Below are 17,108 nucleotides of genomic sequence, written 5' to 3' on the forward strand. Positions count from 1 at the left end.
CTTCCCAGTGGCTGCGCCTACTCTTTCACCTCTCAAATTTGCATCTTCGCAAAGCCACTAATTCACCACTTTCTGGATTGTGCAAGTGGCTCAAATATATAGCTGTAAAAGCTTACACGACAAGTGAAAATGATGCTTTTGTCTTAATCCGGAACAAATTTCGCCTTGAACCTGACCTCATCCTCGAGCAGGTCAACCGTTACCAACTGGCCCATTTTCTGGTCGCTCAACCGGTACGCGGCAAACAGGCTGTATTTGCCCAGGAAGTTATAGCTTTCCAGGTCGATCAGCATGTAGGGGTAAGGCACGAAAACCTCGTGCTGGAAAAGCGCCCGGTGCCGGTTGCGCGGCGAGGGGAAAAGCTTGTAATGTTCGGTGGTGATGCTTTTGGCTGTGGCCATGGTGGGGTGGGGGCTGAAAGTGATCGGATTGCCAACAGGCGGCTGTAAGCTCTACCCCTATTTTCACGCATTGGATTCCATGACCGAACACCACCCCACCCCGGACAAGGACCAGATCGCGCTGCTGGCGCCTTTCGAGCGTCTCGACCTGGGCCAGATCCAGCTGGTGGCGACCGCGCAGCAGGCGGCCTGCGCGCTTGAGGAACTCGACGGCGCGACGGCACTGGGCTTCGACACCGAGTCGAAACCGACGTTTGCAAAGCATGAAGCATCGACCGGGCCGCACATCGTCCAGCTTTCGACGCTGGACCGGGCCTACATCTTCCAGCTGGAAGACGCCGAATGCCGCCGTGCCGTCGCGCTGCTGCTGGAGGCCCGGCAGGTCATCAAGGCCGGCTTTGGCCTGGGCGACGACCGCCGCCGCATCATCCACAAGCTCGGCGTCGATCCGCAGGCCGTGCTCGACCTGAACGCCGTCTTCAGGGAGCGCGGCTACCGCAAGGACATGGGCGTGCGCGGCGCGGTGGCGGTGATGTTCAACCGGCGCTTCATCAAGTCGCGCAAGGCCACCACGTCGAACTGGGCCAATGTCCATTTACAGGAATCGCAGCTGATCTATGCGGCCAACGACGCCTATGCGGCGCTGCGGGTGTACCAGGCGCTGGGGCTGGGCTGATCTTTACAAAACGAGTCGGTGCCTTTGTGTGCTGATTGCGATTGCCACCGGCATCATTGGCATCTGGTGCTGAGCCAGTAGACCGGGTCAGTGGAGATGGCGCGGTTTGCGCCCGCCCGTGCCGTGGCCGGAGCCGCCCTGCGAGCCGCGCGGCGGCCGTCCCAGTTGCATGGAATTGACCAGGTCGTCAAAACGGCGTCCAAAAAGCTTGTCAACGGCCTCGACGACCTCGCCTAGTTCGGAGCCGTCAAAATGCCGCTCCATCAGGCCGATCAGGTCCTGCACCAGCAGGTCGCGCTGGACCTGCATGATGGCTGCCGGCGTCGGGCCGACAAAGTAGATGACGAAGTCATCCCGCGCCTCGTCTTCCTCGCTGCCTTCTTCTTCCTCGTCGAAGTCGGCATCGTAGAAGGTCACTTCGATCGGGGCGCCCACCTCGGCCAGTTCGTTCAGCCCCATGCACATTTCATCGAGCGACTGGCGAAAATCGTCACCGCCGGGAACCGTCCAGCACAGCTGCAGCAAATGCTTGCCGGCGTCAAAACGGATGCCAGGCTCTTCCTCGTAGACGCTGGCAGCGCCTGCGGCCAGCGACTTGGAACCGGCATATTTCCATAAAGGCTTGAGCGCCTCCTGGATTTGCTCGAAGGTGACATCGGCGCGCAGGGGCACTTCGCCGTGGACGTGAATTTCAAAAGGGGTGTTGTAGCGCGACATGGAATTATCTTATCCAGTTTCAAGGGGTCAATGGGACCAGGATGCCACCCCATGCATTTTGTGATCCTGCAAAGCGTGTAGCCTGTCGACAGATGCGGCCAAAAACATGAAATGCTCCCGTGGTGAGCGACTTCGATTCGGGGCCTGGGCCGCCCCTGAAACATCTGCAATGTATTGTGCCACCCGGGCGCGCGTGAAATAGTGGCCATCGGAAGGAGCCGAACGTGGCGGCCTGTTCGCCCAATGCCCCTAAACGACTCAGTCCTACAAGTCGCAGGGCAAAAACGTTTTCAAATCAAACGCTATTCGCACTACCCGTCAAGGCCTCCGTGAAAATTTCCGATCTGTTTTTCGACCAACCGCCTGCGACATCGTCCTTGCCGACGCCCCGCTTCATCAACCTGCGCGACAGCCAATCCAGTGAGTATGAAACCGGCAGCATCGCCAGTGAACTGACGCAAGGCTTGACCGCGAAAGCCGCTGCGCTGTCGCCGAAGTTTTTTTACAACACCCTGGGCTCCAAACTGTTTGAAGCCATCACGGTGCTCGACGAGTACTACCCGACGCGCACCGAAGCCGGCATATTCCAGGCCGCTTCGCCGCAGATCGCCGGCGCACTGGCGCAAGCCGGCCTGAACCACCCGTGCCTGATTGACCTGGGCGCGGGCAACTGCGCCAAGGCGCTGGCGCTGATGCCGGTGATCCAGCCGCGCCAGTACGTGCCGGTCGATATTTCAGCGGACTTCCTGAGGGATGCGGCCGGCCAGGTGCAAAACAGCTTCCCGGCGCTCGACATCGTCGGCGTCGGGATGGATTTCTCGGCGGGCCTGCGCCTGCCGGATGAAGTGCAATGGCATGACCGCGTGTATTTCTACCCCGGCTCCAGCCTGGGGAACTTTCAGCCGGCGCAGGCGCTGGGGTTTTTACGCAACATCGCTGACAAGGCGCAGGGCAAGGCGCGCGGCCTGCTGCTCGGCATCGATCTGGTCAAGGACACCGCCACGCTGGAAGCGGCGTATGACGATGCGCTGGGGGTCACGGCGGCTTTCAATAAAAACCTGCTGCGCAACGTGAACGAACTGCTGGCCGCTGACTTCGACGTGCGTCAGTGGAAACATGTGGCGCTATTTAACACGGCGCAGTCACGCATTGAAATGCACCTGGAAGCCTTGAGCGACCTGACCGTAACCTGGCCCGGCCATTCGCGGCCGTTTCTGGCCGGCGAACGCATTCACACCGAAAGCTCGTACAAATACACGGTCGAATCGATGACCGCCTTGCTGAAACAGGCAGGGTTCAGCCAGGTACGCCACTGGACCGATCCGCAGCAGTGGTTTGGGGTGTTCTGGGCAGCGGCCTAGGCAAGGCGTCTGTTTTTTAACAAAAATAGGGCGTTTGCGCTACAAGGACGGGCACTGCCAGCTATCAAAAAGATAGTTGGCAGTGCCCGATGCGTGAACCGTTTCAGGCTTTTTTCAGACGCGCTCTGCAACCCACGCCTGCACGGACTTGAGGGCAAGCTCCAGACCTGACGGGTCGGTGCCACCGGCCATCGCCATGTCGGCCTTGCCGCCGCCCTTGCCGCCGACCTGGCTGGCGACAAAGTTGACCAGTTCGCCGGCCTTGACCCTGGATGTAGCGTTGCTGGTGACGCCCGCAGCAATCTGCACCTTGCTTCCATCCACCGCCGCCAGCACGATCACTGCCGTTTTCAGCTTGTCCTTGAGCTTGTCCATGGTGTCGCGGAGCGTCTTGGCGTCCGCCCCTTCCAGCCGGGCGGCCAGCACCTTCAGGCCGTTTAAATCGACGGCCTGCAGCACCAGCTCGTCGCCCTGCGATGAAGCGAGCTTGCCCTTGAGCGCAGTAACTTCCTTTTCGAGCGACCTGACCTGGTCGAGCACCTGACCAATCCGGTTCTGCAACTCGGACGGGCTGGCTTTCAGCGTGCCCGCAGCGGCCTGCACCGTGGATTCGAGCGACTGCAAATAAGCCAGCGCGTTTTGACCCGTGACAGCTTCAACGCGGCGCACGCCCGAAGCAACGCCGCTTTCGGCGACGATCTTGAACAAGCCGATGTCGCCGGTTCGCCCGACGTGGGTGCCACCGCACAGCTCCTTGCTCGAACCGATGCTCAGCACCCGCACGGTTTCGCCGTATTTTTCACCGAACAGCATCATCGCGCCGGATTGCTGGGCCGACTCCATGTCCATTTCGCTGGCGTCGGTGGCAATGTTGGCCAGGATTTCGGCATTCACCAGCACTTCGACCTCGCGGATTTGCGTATCGGTCATGGGCGCGTTGTGCGCGAAGTCAAAACGCGTGCGGTCAGCGTTCACCAGACTGCCTTTTTGCTGCACATGCGTGCCCAGCACCTCGCGCAGCGCCTTGTGCATCAGGTGGGTGGCGCTGTGGTTGCGCACAGTGGCGGCGCGCACGGCGGCATTGACGCGGGCATTCACATGGTCGCCCACAGCCAGCGTGCCTTCTTCCAGCACGCCGTGGTGGCCGTACACATCGGCCTTGATCCTGAGCGTGTCGCTGACGGCAAAACGGGCTGAACCGCTGACGAGTTCGCCTTCATCGCCGGCCTGGCCGCCGCTTTCGGCGTAAAACGGCGTCGAGTCCAGCACCACCACGCCGTTTTGACCGGCTTTCAGGGTTGCTACGCTGAGCCCGTCTGCATAGATTGCTATGATTTTTGATTTTTCCTCAAGCAGTCCGTAGCCGGTGAAGACATTGCTGCTGCCGGTGTAATCCAGCGCGCGGTCCATCTTGAACTTGCCGGCGGCCCTGGCCTGGGCTTTTTGCTGGTTCATGGCTACGGCAAAACCGGCTTCGTCCACGCTCAGGCCGCGCTCACGGCAGACATCGGCCGAAAGATCAAGCGGAAAGCCGTAGGTGTCGTGCAGCTTGAAGGCCACTTCGCCCGGCAGCACCTTGACGCCATCGGCCAGTGCGGCATCCAGTATCTGCATGCCGGTTTCCAGCGTTTCGAAGAAGCGTTCCTCCTCGGCCTTGAGCACGGCGGTGATGCGCGGCGCATCCGCCGCCAGACGCGGATAGGCGTCGCCCATCAGCCCTGCCAGGTCGGCCACCAGCTTGTGGAAAAACGGCGTTTTCTTGCCCAGCAAGTAGCCGTGGCGAATCGCACGGCGGATGATGCGGCGCTGCACATAGCCGCGTCCTTCGTTCGACGGATTCACGCCGTCGCTCACCAGGAAGGACGTGGCGCGGATGTGGTCGGCAATCACCCGCAGCGATTTGTGGCCCAGGTCTTTTTCGCCGGTTTCGCGGGACGCAGCCTTGATCAGCGCGTCAAAAATGTCGATTTCATAGTTGCTGTGAACATGCTGCAGGATGGCGGCCAGCCGCTCCAGCCCCATCCCGGTGTCGACGCAAGGCGCCGGCAGCGGCGTGACGGCGCCGGTGTCGTCCATGTTGAACTGCATGAACACGTTGTTCCAGATTTCGATGAAGCGGTCGCCGTCCTCGTCCGGGCTGCCGGGCGGGCCGCCGGGAATGTGGTCGCCGTGGTCGTAGAAGATTTCGGAGCATGGGCCGCACGGGCCGGTGTCGGCCATCATCCAGAAGTTGTCGGACTTGTAGCGCCCGCCCTTGTTGTCGCCAATGCGGATCACACGCTCGGGCGGCAAGCCGATTTCCTTGGTCCAGATGTCGTAGGCCTCGTCGTCCTCTTCATACACCGTGGCCAGCAGGCGGTCGGCGGGCAGCTTGTAGACCTCGGTCAGCAGTTCCCAGGCCCATTTCAGCGACTCGCGCTTGAAGTAGTCGCCAAAGCTCCAGTTGCCGAGCATTTCGAAGAAGGTGTGGTGGCGCGCGGTGTAGCCGACGTTTTCCAGGTCGTTGTGCTTGCCGCCGGCGCGCAGACATGCCTGCACCGAGGTGGCTCGCACGTAGGGCCGCTTGTCTGTGCCCAGGAACACGTCCTTGAACTGGACCATGCCCGAGTTGACGAACATCAGCGTCGGGTCATTGCCCGGCACCAGCGAGCTGGAGGGCACCACGGTGTGGCCCTTGGAGGCGAAGAAATCAAGAAAGGTCTTGCGGATGTCGGCAACGGTGAAGTCGGGTGTGCTCATGGAATGGATCAACTCTCAGGAAATGGCATAAAACAGGATCAGGCCGCTGCGAACGCAGGCAAGCGGCTGATTTTAGGCGGCTTTGAGCGTCACCAGAAAACGCAGCAAGGCATCGTCGTCGGACCAGGCGACATTGAAACGCAGCCACGGGCTGGGCTCCAGATCGACTGAAAACAGGTGGCCAGGCCCCAGCAGGATGTCCTGCTCTGCCGCCTTGTAGGCCAGCTCGCCGGCGTTCTGGATGGCCGGGTGACGCGCCCACAAAAACATGCCGGCCTTGGGCTCGCAGAACAGCTCGAAGCCAATCGCCAGCAGCAGGCTGGCCAGCCGCCGCTGGCCCAGCGCCAGCCGGTCGCGCAGGGTCTTGATGTGCTTGCGCCAGCGGCCGTCCACCAGCGCGCCATAGGCCAGGCGCTCGGTGAACTCGGACGAGGTCAGGCCCGAGATCATCTTCAGCCGCGCCAGGTCTTCCAGCAGTTCGGGGGCGGCCGCTAGGTAGCCGACGCGGATATTGGGCGAGATGGTCTTGGAAAAGCTGCTGATGTAGATCACCCGCTTCAACTGGTCCAGGCTGGCCAGCGAGGGGCGCGACTCCGGGTCGAGGTCGGCATAAATGTCGTTTTCCACCACCACAAAATCGTACTTTTCAGCCAGCTGCAGCACCCGGTGCAGGTGCGACAGCACGGCGGTGGAGCCGGTCGGGCTTTGCATGCGAGGCTGGGTAAAGAACACCTTGGGCCGATGCTGGATGATGCGGGCTTCCAGCGTCTCCAGGTCATAGCCCGCCGGGGTGCGTGGCGCACCCACCAGCCGGGCGCCCAGGAAGCGCAGCGAGAACAGCAAGTTGGCATAGCCCGGCTCATCGACCAGCACGGCGTCGCCGGGTCGCACCAGTTGGCGCGCCGCCAGGTCCAGGCCCTGGCTGGAACCCTGGGTCAGCAAGACCTGCTCGGCATTCACCACGACTTCGCGGCTGGCCAGCAGGTCGCGCACCACCTGGCGCAGCGGCAGATAGCCCTTGGGCTCGCCGTAGCCGCCCAGATCGACATCCTCGGCCGCGAGGTTGCGCAGGCTGCGCCGCATGCCTTCGGTGAACAGCCAGTCGCCGGGCAGCCAGCCGCAGCCCGGCTTGCTGCGCAGCGCGCGGTTTTCAAAAATGCGCCGCAGGTACCACATCGAGTCAAAGCTGTACTGGCCTGAAGCGCCCAGGGGTAGTAAAGCCGGACTGACGCGGCTGCGCACGAAAAATCCGGAATTGGCCTGAGACTGGAAATAGCCGAGCGCCACCAGCCGGTCGTAGGCATCGACCACGGTATAGACGCTCACGCCGTGGGCATGGGCGAAATGGCGGATGGACGGCAGCTTGGCGCCGGGGCGCAATGCACCATCATCGACCATCTGGCGGAATCCCCCGACGATCTGGGTGACCAGCGCGACGGTTGACTGGGGATCAAGTACGAACATGAGGAAGCAGGCCCCAACAAGGGGCAAAGGGTTTGTATGTACAGGGTGTGCTGGCAGCACAGTACACCGCGAAGCAGGGGTAATCTGTATATGGTAACGCCGGGCAGCAGTCCCTAAAGTACCGGCATACGCTCGGCAGCCCATGGCGAGCCCGGACTTCAACCACCGAAAAGGATGTTTCCCATGCACCGTGAACCTCATTTGACCAATGCCGCCTTGTTTGCCCGCCGCGAAGCCGCCATTCCACGCGGCGTGGGCCACAGCCACCAGATCTTCATTGCACGCGGCGAAAACGCGGAAATCTGGGACGTCGAAGGCCGGCGCTTTATCGATTTTGCCGGCGGCATTGCCGTGCTCAACACCGGGCACCGCCACCCTGCCGTGATCCAGGCGGTGAAGGACCAGCTCGACAAGTACACGCACACCTGCTTTCAGGTGCTGGCCTACGAGCCCTACATCGAACTGGCTGAACGCATCAACGCCAAGGCGCCAGGCGACTTTGCCAAGAAAACGCTGTTTCTGACCACCGGCTCGGAAGCCGTCGAGAACGCCATCAAGATCGCCCGCGCTTCCACCGGCCGCTCGGGCGTGATCTGCTTCAGCGGCGGCTACCATGGCCGCACCCTGCTGACGCTGGCCATGACCGGCAAGGTGGTTCCGTACAAGGCCGGCTTCGGCCCGTTTCCGGCCGAAGTCTTTCACGCCACCTTCCCTAACGCGCTGCACGGCGTGACGATCGATGACTCCATCGCGTCGGTCGAAGCGATTTTCAAGAACGACATCGAGGCCAAGCGCGTGGCCGCCATCATCATCGAACCAGTCCAGGGCGAAGGCGGCTTCACCGTGGCGCCGCCCGAAATGCTGCAGCGCCTGCGCGCCTTGTGCGACCAGCACGGCATTTTGATGATCTGCGACGAGGTGCAGACTGGCGCCGGACGCACCGGCACCTGGTTTGCAGTCGAGCAAAGCGGCGTGGCGCCCGACCTGATCACCATGGCCAAGTCGATGGCCGGCGGCTTCCCGATTTCAGCCGTGGTGGGCCGCGCCGAAGTCATGGATGCGGCCGCGCCCGGCGGCCTGGGCGGCACCTACGCCGGCAGCCCGATTGCCTGCGCCGCCGCGCTGGCGGTGCTCGATGTGTTCGACAAGGAAAACCTGCTGCAGCGCAGCCGTGATGTCGGCGAACGCCTGACCGCAGCCCTCAAGGCCATGGCCGCCAACCACGCCTGCATTGGCGACGTGCGCGGCATGGGTGCGATGGTGGCCATCGAGCTGTTCAAAAATGGCGATGTGAAGCAGCCCGATGCCGACCTGGCCAAGCGCATCACCGCCGATGCCGCAGCGCGCGGCCTGATCTTGCTGACCTGCGGCACCTACGGCAACGTCATCCGCATCCTGGTGCCGCTGACGGCCAGCGACGCACTGCTCGACGAAGGCCTGGGCGTCATGTCCGCCTGCTTTGACGCTGCGGCCTGATCGGTCCATGATGTACAGGCATGCTACTGGACAGATGTTGCCAGTCGTTCCGGCATGTCTGTTGCATGCACGGTTTCGGCACGGCAACCGCCCTTAGACCTCCAGAATCAGGCCCCTACGAATGACAAGCAACTCCACACTGGTAAGTTTCAGCGGCGTCCAGAAGACCTACGACGGCATCCACCTGGTGGTTCGTGACCTGAACCTGGACATCCGGCAAGGCGAATTTTTGTCGCTGCTCGGCCCCTCGGGTTCGGGCAAGACCACCACCTTGATGATGCTGGCCGGTTTCGAGTCGCCCACGGCGGGCGAGATCAGCCTGAACGGTGTGCCCATCACCCGCACGCCGCCGCACAAGCGCAATTTCGGCATGGTGTTCCAGAACTACGCGCTGTTTCCGCACATGACACTGGCCGAAAACATCGCCTATCCGCTGACGGTGCGCAAGCTGCCCAAGGCAGAACGCGAAGCCAAGGTGCTTCAGGCGCTGGACATGGTGCAGCTCGGCCGAATGGGCGGACGCTACCCCGGCCAGCTTTCGGGCGGCCAGCAGCAGCGCGTGGCTCTGGCCCGGGCGCTGGTGTTCGACCCGCAGCTGGTGCTGATGGACGAGCCGCTGGGCGCGCTGGACAAGCAATTGCGCGAGCACATGCAGATTGAACTCAAGGCGCTGCACCGCCGTCTGGGCGTGACGTTTGTGTATGTCACCCACGACCAGACCGAGGCATTGACGATGTCCGATCGCGTGGCCGTGTTCAACGACGGCGCGATCCAGCAAATCGACGTGGTGGGCAATCTTTATGAAGCGCCGCTGAACCGCTTTGTGGCGGGCTTTGTCGGCGACAGCACGGTGCTGCAGGCCGAAGTGACCCGGCTGGACGGCGCGCACTGCGAGGTTCGCCTGCCCGGCGGCATCATGCTGCGCGGCTTGAATGTCAACGCTTGCGGCGTTGGCGACACGGTGCAATGCGGCACCCGCCCCGAGCGCCTGAAGATTGCTGAAGCCGCTGGCAGCAATACCTTCCAGAGCAAGGTGCTGGACGTCATCTATTTCGGCGACCACCTGCGCCTGCGCTGCGAGCTGCCCGGCCAGCCGGACGCGACCATCAAGATGCCGCTGGGCCACCACCAGCTGCCTGAGCCTGGCCAGACCATTCATGTGCATGCGCCGGTCGAACACCTGCGCATGTACCGCTGAGCTTTACCCCTGCCTGATTTGCCCCGTTTTCTTTCACCCTTGCCAACCTCCCACCAAAGGAATTCCCGATGAAACTCAAGCCCCTGATCATTGCCATTGCCGCTGGCATCTGCCTGCCGGCGCTGGCCCAAAGCCAGCTGACCGTGGTCAATTTCGGCGGTGCCAACGGCGCAGCCCAGAAAAAGGCCTATTTCGAGGCCTTCGAGAAATCGGGCGCCGGCAAGATCCAGCAGGTCGAATACAACGGCGAGCAGGCCAAGATCAAGGCCATGGTCGAAGCCAAGAAAATCACCTGGGATGTGGTCGAGGTCGAAAGCCCTGACGTGAACCGCGGCTGCGACGAAGGCCTGTTTGAAAAGATCGACTGGTCCAAGGTGGGCAACAAGGCTGACTTCCAGCCCGCTGCCGTGCATGAATGCGGCGTCGGCACCTTCATCTGGTCCACCGTCATGGCCTACAACGCCGACAAGCTCAAGACCGCACCGGTCACCTGGGCCGATTTCTGGAACACCCAGAAATTCCCTGGCAAGCGCGGCATGCGCAAGGGTGCCCGCTACAACCTGGAATTCGCGCTGATGGCCGACGGCGTGAAGACTGCCGACGTGTACAAGGTGCTGGCGACCAAGGACGGCGCCGACCGCGCCTTCAAAAAAATGACCGAACTCAAGCCAAACATCCAGTTCTGGGAAGCCGGCGCGCAGCCACCGCAGTTCCTGGTCGCCGGCGATGTGGCCATGACCACCGCCTACAACGGCCGCATCGACGCCGCCCAGCGCGAAGGCAAGAACCTGCAGATCGCCTGGACCGGCGGCATCTACGACCTGGATTACTGGGTCATGCCCAAGGGCGGCAGCAACAAGGATCTGGCGCTGAAATTTATCGGCATGGCGTCCAGTGCCGACGCACAGGCCGAGTACGCCCGCAACATCTCCTATGGTCCGACCAACAACAAGGCGCTGGCCAAGCTGGACCCGAAAGTGCTGGCGCTGCTGCCAACGTCGCCGGCCAACAGCAAGGACGCGCTGCAGTTCAACATCTCGTTCTGGGCAGACCAGGGTGAAGCGCTTGAAAAGCGTTTTGCCGCGTGGTCCGCGCAGTAAGCACCGTTCAACATAAAACGGCAACGGATCAAGGACCCATGCAATGAACGCAACGGCTTCGGCTTCCCTTCCCCTGATGCCATTGGTAGCCGATACCACCGGACCGGCGCTGGCCGCCCAGCTGCGCCGGGTGGAGCGCCGAAAACGGCTGCGCGCCATTGCCTTGACCCTGCCACTGCTTATCTTCCTGGCGGTCACCTTCCTCGTGCCGCTGGGCGCCCTGCTGGTCAGGGCGGTCGAAAACCCTGAAGTCGCCGGAACCCTGAGCCGGACCGGCGATACGCTGGCCGGCTGGGACCGCAAGGCCGCCCCACCCGATGCCGCCTATGCCGCATTGCTGGCCGACCTGGCGGCAATTCCCGAAACCGCGCAGGCCGGCGTGCTGGCCAGGCGTCTGAACAGCGAAGTTAGCGGCGCCCGCTCGCTCATCATGGGCACCTACCGCGCCCTGCCGCTGGGCACCGGGCTGAGCCCGGCCGAGGCGAAAGAAAAACTGCTGGCCCACGACCCACGCTGGGCCGAGCTGCCCTACTGGTGGGCGATTGCCAAGAACAGTTCGCGATGGACCCCCGATTACCTGCTGGCCTCGGTCGACTTGAAACGCGATGCGCAGGGCCAGGTCGTGCGCGTCGGTGCCGAGGAAGCCGCCTTCAGCGACATCCTGGTTCGCACCTTTTCCATCAGCGGGGTGGTCACGCTGATCTGCATTTTGCTGGGCTACCCGCTGGCCTACTGGCTGGCCACGCTGAACGAGCGCCGCGCCAACCTGATGATGATCCTGGTGCTGCTGCCCTTCTGGACCTCGGTGCTGGTGCGCATCGCCGCCTGGATCGTGCTGCTGCAGACCAACGGGCTGGTCAACCGCTTTTTGATGTTCACCGGCCTCACTGGCGAGCCGGTGCCGCTGCTGTTCAACCGGCTGGGCGTGATCATCGCCATGGTGCACATCCTGCTGCCCTTCATGATCCTGCCGCTCTACAGCGTGATGAAGTCGGTGCCCGGCAACTATGTGCGTGCCGCCGTGTCGCTGGGCAGCACGCCGCTGGCGGCATTTTTCCGGGTGTACGTGCCGCAAACCTATCCCGGCGTCGCCGCCGGCGGCCTGCTGGTGTTCATCACCTCGATTGGCTACTACGTCACGCCTGCCCTGCTGGGCGGTCCGGCCGACCAGATGCTGAGCTACTACGTTGCCCAGTACACCAATGTGGATGTGAACTGGGGCATGGCCTGCGCGCTGGGCTCGGTCCTGCTCATCACCACCTTGATCCTGTACGCGGTGTACCGCCGCTTTGCCAAAGCCGAACTGAGCCTGGGCTGACCACACCATGAAACTTGCTGCCGTTCCTGTTTTCCCCGCCTACTACACGCCGCTGGACAAGCTCGGCTGGTACGGCCTGCGCGTGCTGTGCGGCGCGGTGCTGGTGTTCCTGCTGCTGCCGATCATCGTCATCATTCCACTGTCATTCAGCGACTCGTCCTTCCTGTCGTACCCGATTCCGGGCTGGTCGCTGCGCTGGTACGAGGAACTGTTCGCCTCCAGCGACTGGGCGCGGGCCACACGCAACAGTTTCATCGTGGCACCGCTGGCCACCTTGCTGGCCACGGCGCTCGGCACGATGGCCGCTGTCGGCCTGGCGCGGGTGCAGTTTGCCGGCAAAGGGCTGCTGACTGCCCTGCTGATCTCGCCCATGGTGGTGCCCATCGTGGTGGTGGGCGTCAGCACCTACCTGTTTTTTGCACAGATCGGCCTGTCCGACTCCTACACCGGCCTGGTGCTGGTGCATGCTGCACTCGGCGCGCCGTTTGTCGTCACCACCGTGATGGCGACGCTGCAGGGCTTCAACCAGAACCTGGTCAAGGCCAGCCTGAGCCTGGGCGCCGGGCCGCTGCAGACCTTCTTCCGGATCACGCTGCCGGTGATTGCGCCCGGCGTGATCTCGGGCGCGCTGTTTGCCTTTGCCACCTCGTTCGACGAAGTGGTGGTCACGCTGTTTCTGGCCGGGCCGACCCAGACGACGCTGCCGCGCCAGATGTTCACCGGCATCCGCGAGAACATCTCGCCCACGATTGCCGCTGTGGCGACCCTGCTCATCCTCTTTACCGCCTGCCTGATGATGACGCTCGAATGGCTGCGGGGGCGCGTCAAGAAATAAAGCCAGCCCGCCAAAAAAGACATGATTTAAGCATCAAACGGGCCGTTTTCGCACGTTCAGCCTGCGCAGACAGCTATGAATTAAGTAGCATCTACTGTCAACGCTCAAGAATTCCGTGATGGCAAACCCAAGCGATGTTTGGCGCCACCCCCGAATCCAGGCTCTGTATATCGAATGCCCCTTTACGCCACGGAGAACCCCGAAGATGACCTTTAACCAACCCTTAAGCGGCAACGCCATGCCGCGTTTCGGCGGCTGGGCCAGCATGATGCGCCTGCCGATGTGCAGCGAAGCGGCCGGTCTGAACGCCGGTTTCATCGGCATACCGCTGGACATCGGCACCAGCCACCGGCCCGGCGCGCGCTTCGGCCCCCGGCAGATCCGCGCCGAATCCAGCCTGATCCGGCCCTACAACATGGCCACCGGCGCCGCGCCTTTCGATGCGCTGCAGGTCGCCGATCTGGGCGACGTGGCGATCAACACCTACAACCTGCAAAAGTCGGTCGAGATCATCGAGGCGCACTACCGGCCCGTCATCGACACTGGCTGCATTCCGCTCACGCTGGGTGGCGACCACACCATCGTGCTGCCCATCCTGCGCGCCCTGGCCCGCAAGCACGGACCGGTGGCGTTGGTGCATGTCGATGCCCATGCCGACGTCAACGACGACATGTTCGGCGAACGCATCGCCCACGGCACGCCCTTTCGCCGCGCCGTGGAAGAAGGCCTGCTGCAAGGCAGCAAGGTCTGGCAGATCGGCCTGCGCGGCACCGGCTATGGCGCCGACGACTTCGACTGGCCGCGCCAGCAGGGCTTCACCGTGGTGCCGGCGCACGAGGTCTGGTACCAGTCGCTCGCGCCGCTGATGGCCCGGGTGCGCGAATCCATCGGCCAGGCGCCGTGCTATCTGAGTTTTGACATCGACGGCATTGATCCGTCGTTTGCCGGCGGCACCGGAACGCCCGAGATCGGCGGCCTGAGCGTGCCGCAGGCGCTGGAGATCATTCGCGGCTGCCGTGGCCTGAACCTGGTCGGTACCGACCTCGTCGAGGTGTCACCGCCCTACGACACCTCTGGCAACACCGCCCTGCTGGGCGCCAACCTGCTGTATGAAATGCTGTGCGTGCTGCCCGGCGTTCACTACCGGTAACACCCTCCGGCAACACCAATCAGCTTCGCGCGGTATCCTTGCCGGTTGATTTCGACCCTCCCGCCGCCCGCCTTTGCGGCAGCGGCCAGCCCTTCAGAAAGAACACTCATGGACATGAAAACCTCACCCCTTTCGCTGCTCAACGACCCCAGCCTGCTCAAGACCGACTCACTGGTCAATGGCCAGTGGCTGGCCGGTGCTTCGCGGTTTGATGTGTGCGACCCTTCCAATGGCCAGAAGCTGGCCGACGTGGCCAACCTGGGAACGGCCGATGCCGAGGCGGCGATTGCCGCTGCCAATGCCGCTTGGCCCGCCTGGCGCAGCAAGACCGGCAAGGAGCGCCACGCCATCCTGATGAAGTGGTTCCAGCTCTTGATGGCCAACCAGGAAGACCTGGCCCGCATCATGACCGCAGAGCAAGGCAAGCCCTTCGCGGAAGCCAAGGGCGAAGTGGCCTACGGCGCCAGCTTTGTCGAATGGTTTGCCGAGGAAGCCAAGCGCGTCAACGGCGAGACGTTGCCGCAGTTCGACAACAACCGCCGCCTGACGGTGCTCAAGCAGCCCATCGGCGTGTGCGTGGCCATCACGCCGTGGAACTTTCCGCTGGCCATGATCACCCGCAAGGTCGCGCCCGCGCTGGCCGCAGGCTGCACGGTCGTCATCAAGCCTGCCGAACTCACGCCGCTGACCGCACTGGCGGCGGTCGAGCTTGCCGTGCGTGCCGGTGTGCCTTCAGGCGTGCTCAACATCCTCACGACCGACGACAGTGCAGCCGTCGGCAAGGTGTTTTGCGCCAGCGACGTGGTGCGCCACATCAGCTTCACCGGCTCCACTGAAGTGGGCCGCATCCTGATGGCGCAAAGCGCGCCGTCGATCAAGAAGCTGGCGCTGGAGCTAGGCGGCAATGCGCCGTTCATCGTGTTCGACGATGCCGACATCGACTCGGCCGTCGAAGGCGCGATGGCCAGCAAATACCGCAACGCCGGTCAGACCTGCGTCTGCGCCAACCGCATTTATGTGCAGGAAGGCGTTTACGACCAGTTCGTGAGCAAGTTTGCCGAGAAGGTCAGGCTGCTCAAGGTCGGCAACGGCTTTGAGGACGGCGTGGGCCAGGGCCCGCTGATCGAGGACTCGGCGATTGAAAAGGTACAGCGCCATGTGCAGGATGCGCTGTCCAAGGGCGGCAAGCTGCTGGTCGGCGGGCACAAGCTCGAAGGCCAGTTCTTCGAGCCGACGGTCATTTCAGAAGCGACGGCCGACATGCTGTGCGCCAGGGAAGAAACCTTCGGCCCGTTTGCGCCGGTGTTCCGCTTCAAGCTGGAGCAGGAAGCGATTGATGCGGCCAACAACACCGAATTCGGCCTGGCGAGCTATTTCTACAGCCGCGACATCGGCCGCATCTACCGGGTCGCCGAAGCGCTGGAATACGGCATGGTCGGCATCAACGCCGGCGTGATCGCCACCGAGCACGTGCCCTTCGGCGGCGTCAAGCAATCCGGCCTGGGCCGCGAAGGCTCCAGCCACGGCATGGAAGAGTACCTGGAGATGAAATACCTTTGCATGGGCGACATCCAGAAGTAAAAGAAGCCGGCTGCAATTTCGAGCACTGCGGTCCACCAAGGCAATTTCAAGCCGTATGCCACTACTGATTTAATAGCTGATTGAGCAAGCGCAGCCTGCGCAAAAGCCCTTTTTTTCTTATAAAACAAGGCTTGGCGGGACATTGGCGGCTTGCTCCTATAATCCGGGCTATCGCGGGTGTAGTTCAATGGCAGAACGGCAGCTTCCCAAGCTTCATACGAGGGTTCGATTCCCTTCACCCGCTCCAGTCGCTGTACCACCCGGCCTCAAGGCACGCCAAAACCCGCGCAGTTCACAGCTGCAGCGGGTTCTTTTCTGCCTCATGTTGTTTCAAGCTCCACCATGCCATACCAGCCTTTTGTGGGTAGGGATGTTGGCCGATTAACGGAGATCCGCTTTGACCAACAGTCCAAGTACCAGCCAGCCTTCGCCCGCTTCCTACAGATGATCAGGTGTTTTGCCCTGTTTGCAGAAAGCAGAACCATTCACGATAACTTGTTGGTATTACCTACGGGAAGAAACATGAAATATCGCGGATTGCTTTTCTCCGCCCTGATCGGCGCCGTTGCCAGTGCGCGCTCCATGACGCCCATGGCAAGCATTGCGGCTGCGCGACTTCTGGGCCATCGCACGCCGGGGAAACTTGTACTGCTGGACCATCCTGTGTTCACCTATGGCGCCTTGGCCATGGGGGTTGGCGAATTGTTCGGCGACAAGATGAAATCTGCGCCTGACCGCACTGTTTTTCTGGGCCTGCTGGCCAGGGTGCTCAGCGCAGGCATTGCAGGCGCTGCACTGGCTCCACGTGGTCGCGAGCAGGCCGGCGCTGTCACCGCGGTTGCTACCGCCGTACCTCTAGCCTACCTGACACTGGCCGGCCGTGAGCGAGCAATGGCGCGCATGGGCCAGACTCGCAGCGGCTTGATTGAAGACGCGCTGATTGTTGCCCTGGGTGTGACGATTGTGGCGCTGGCGGTCAGGCCGAAAAACGCTTGGTGACCGCATCGAATCGGGCGCTATGACCGAAGGTCTGGTTTTGGCCGATGATGGTCAACGTACCAAAAAAAAGGCCCTTCAGGCCCTTTTTTCTTG

The 17,108-nt window shown here is 62.5% G+C and carries 14 protein-coding genes and 1 tRNA gene; 11 read left to right on the forward strand and 4 right to left on the reverse strand.

Annotated elements, in window-relative coordinates; translation table 11 throughout:
- Window positions 1-143: 143 nt before the first annotated feature.
- Window positions 144-401, reverse strand: a complete 258-nt coding sequence (locus GZ092_RS18280) for a hypothetical protein (protein ID WP_293638475.1) — start codon at window positions 399-401, stop codon at window positions 144-146.
- Window positions 402-480: 79 nt separating this feature from the next.
- Here GZ092_RS18280 and GZ092_RS18285 point away from each other — a divergent pair, with 79 nt between their 5' ends.
- On the forward strand, window positions 481-1,077 hold the full coding sequence (locus GZ092_RS18285) for a 3'-5' exonuclease (RefSeq protein WP_293638477.1): 597 nt from the start codon (window positions 481-483) through the stop codon (window positions 1,075-1,077).
- Between the two features lie 87 nt (window positions 1,078-1,164).
- On the opposite strand, the gene GZ092_RS18290 is transcribed toward GZ092_RS18285, so the two are convergent.
- Window positions 1,165-1,794 (reverse strand): DUF6806 family protein, encoded by a 630-nt coding sequence (locus tag GZ092_RS18290; protein WP_293638479.1) that lies wholly within the window; start codon window positions 1,792-1,794, stop codon window positions 1,165-1,167.
- A 329-nt stretch (window positions 1,795-2,123) separates the two neighbouring features.
- On the opposite strand from GZ092_RS18290, the gene egtD reads away from it, so the two are divergent.
- Window positions 2,124-3,155: an L-histidine N(alpha)-methyltransferase gene (gene egtD, locus GZ092_RS18295; protein WP_363254617.1), complete on the forward strand. Its 1,032-nt coding sequence runs from the start codon at window positions 2,124-2,126 to the stop codon at window positions 3,153-3,155.
- Between the two features lie 114 nt (window positions 3,156-3,269).
- On the opposite strand, the gene alaS is transcribed toward egtD, so the two are convergent.
- Together alaS and GZ092_RS18305 are read right to left on the reverse strand one after the other, a co-directional pair.
- Complete coding sequence (gene alaS, locus GZ092_RS18300) at window positions 3,270-5,894, reverse strand: alanine--tRNA ligase (protein ID WP_293638480.1); 2,625 nt, start codon at window positions 5,892-5,894, stop codon at window positions 3,270-3,272.
- Window positions 5,895-5,966: 72 nt separating this feature from the next.
- Window positions 5,967-7,358, reverse strand: a complete 1,392-nt coding sequence (locus tag GZ092_RS18305) for a PLP-dependent aminotransferase family protein (protein WP_293638481.1) — start codon at window positions 7,356-7,358, stop codon at window positions 5,967-5,969.
- Window positions 7,359-7,541: 183 nt separating this feature from the next.
- Here GZ092_RS18305 and gabT point away from each other — a divergent pair, with 183 nt between their 5' ends.
- From gabT to GZ092_RS18350, 9 genes are all read left to right on the forward strand, one after another.
- Complete coding sequence (gene gabT / locus GZ092_RS18310; protein ID WP_293638482.1) at window positions 7,542-8,834, forward strand: 4-aminobutyrate--2-oxoglutarate transaminase; 1,293 nt, start codon at window positions 7,542-7,544, stop codon at window positions 8,832-8,834.
- Window positions 8,835-8,955: 121 nt separating this feature from the next.
- A complete protein-coding gene (locus tag GZ092_RS18315; RefSeq protein ID WP_293638483.1) occupies window positions 8,956-10,032 on the forward strand; it encodes an ABC transporter ATP-binding protein in 1,077 nt (358 codons plus the stop codon).
- A gap of 68 nt (window positions 10,033-10,100) precedes the next feature.
- Window positions 10,101-11,132 carry an ABC transporter substrate-binding protein gene (locus tag GZ092_RS18320; protein WP_293638484.1) on the forward strand — a complete coding sequence of 344 codons (1,032 nt, stop codon included), beginning with the start codon at window positions 10,101-10,103 and terminating at the stop codon, window positions 11,130-11,132.
- Window positions 11,133-11,208: 76 nt separating this feature from the next.
- Window positions 11,209-12,450, forward strand: a complete 1,242-nt coding sequence (locus tag GZ092_RS18325) for an ABC transporter permease (RefSeq protein ID WP_293638504.1) — start codon at window positions 11,209-11,211, stop codon at window positions 12,448-12,450.
- A 7-nt stretch (window positions 12,451-12,457) separates the two neighbouring features.
- Window positions 12,458-13,285, forward strand: a complete 828-nt coding sequence (locus GZ092_RS18330) for an ABC transporter permease (RefSeq protein WP_293638485.1) — start codon at window positions 12,458-12,460, stop codon at window positions 13,283-13,285.
- A gap of 205 nt (window positions 13,286-13,490) precedes the next feature.
- Window positions 13,491-14,435 (forward strand): agmatinase, encoded by a 945-nt coding sequence (gene speB / locus GZ092_RS18335; RefSeq protein WP_293638486.1) that lies wholly within the window; start codon window positions 13,491-13,493, stop codon window positions 14,433-14,435.
- A 108-nt stretch (window positions 14,436-14,543) separates the two neighbouring features.
- Window positions 14,544-16,016 carry an NAD-dependent succinate-semialdehyde dehydrogenase gene (locus GZ092_RS18340; protein WP_293638487.1) on the forward strand — a complete coding sequence of 491 codons (1,473 nt, stop codon included), beginning with the start codon at window positions 14,544-14,546 and terminating at the stop codon, window positions 16,014-16,016.
- Window positions 16,017-16,189: 173 nt separating this feature from the next.
- Window positions 16,190-16,263: transfer RNA gene (locus GZ092_RS18345), tRNA-Gly, on the forward strand.
- 275 nt (window positions 16,264-16,538) lie between these two features.
- Window positions 16,539-17,015 carry a hypothetical protein gene (locus GZ092_RS18350; RefSeq protein ID WP_293638488.1) on the forward strand — a complete coding sequence of 159 codons (477 nt, stop codon included), beginning with the start codon at window positions 16,539-16,541 and terminating at the stop codon, window positions 17,013-17,015.
- Window positions 17,016-17,108 lie beyond the last annotated feature (93 nt).

The sequence above is a fragment of the Polaromonas sp. genome (assembly GCF_010365105.1).
Lineage (GTDB): Bacteria > Pseudomonadota > Gammaproteobacteria > Burkholderiales > Burkholderiaceae_C > Polaromonas.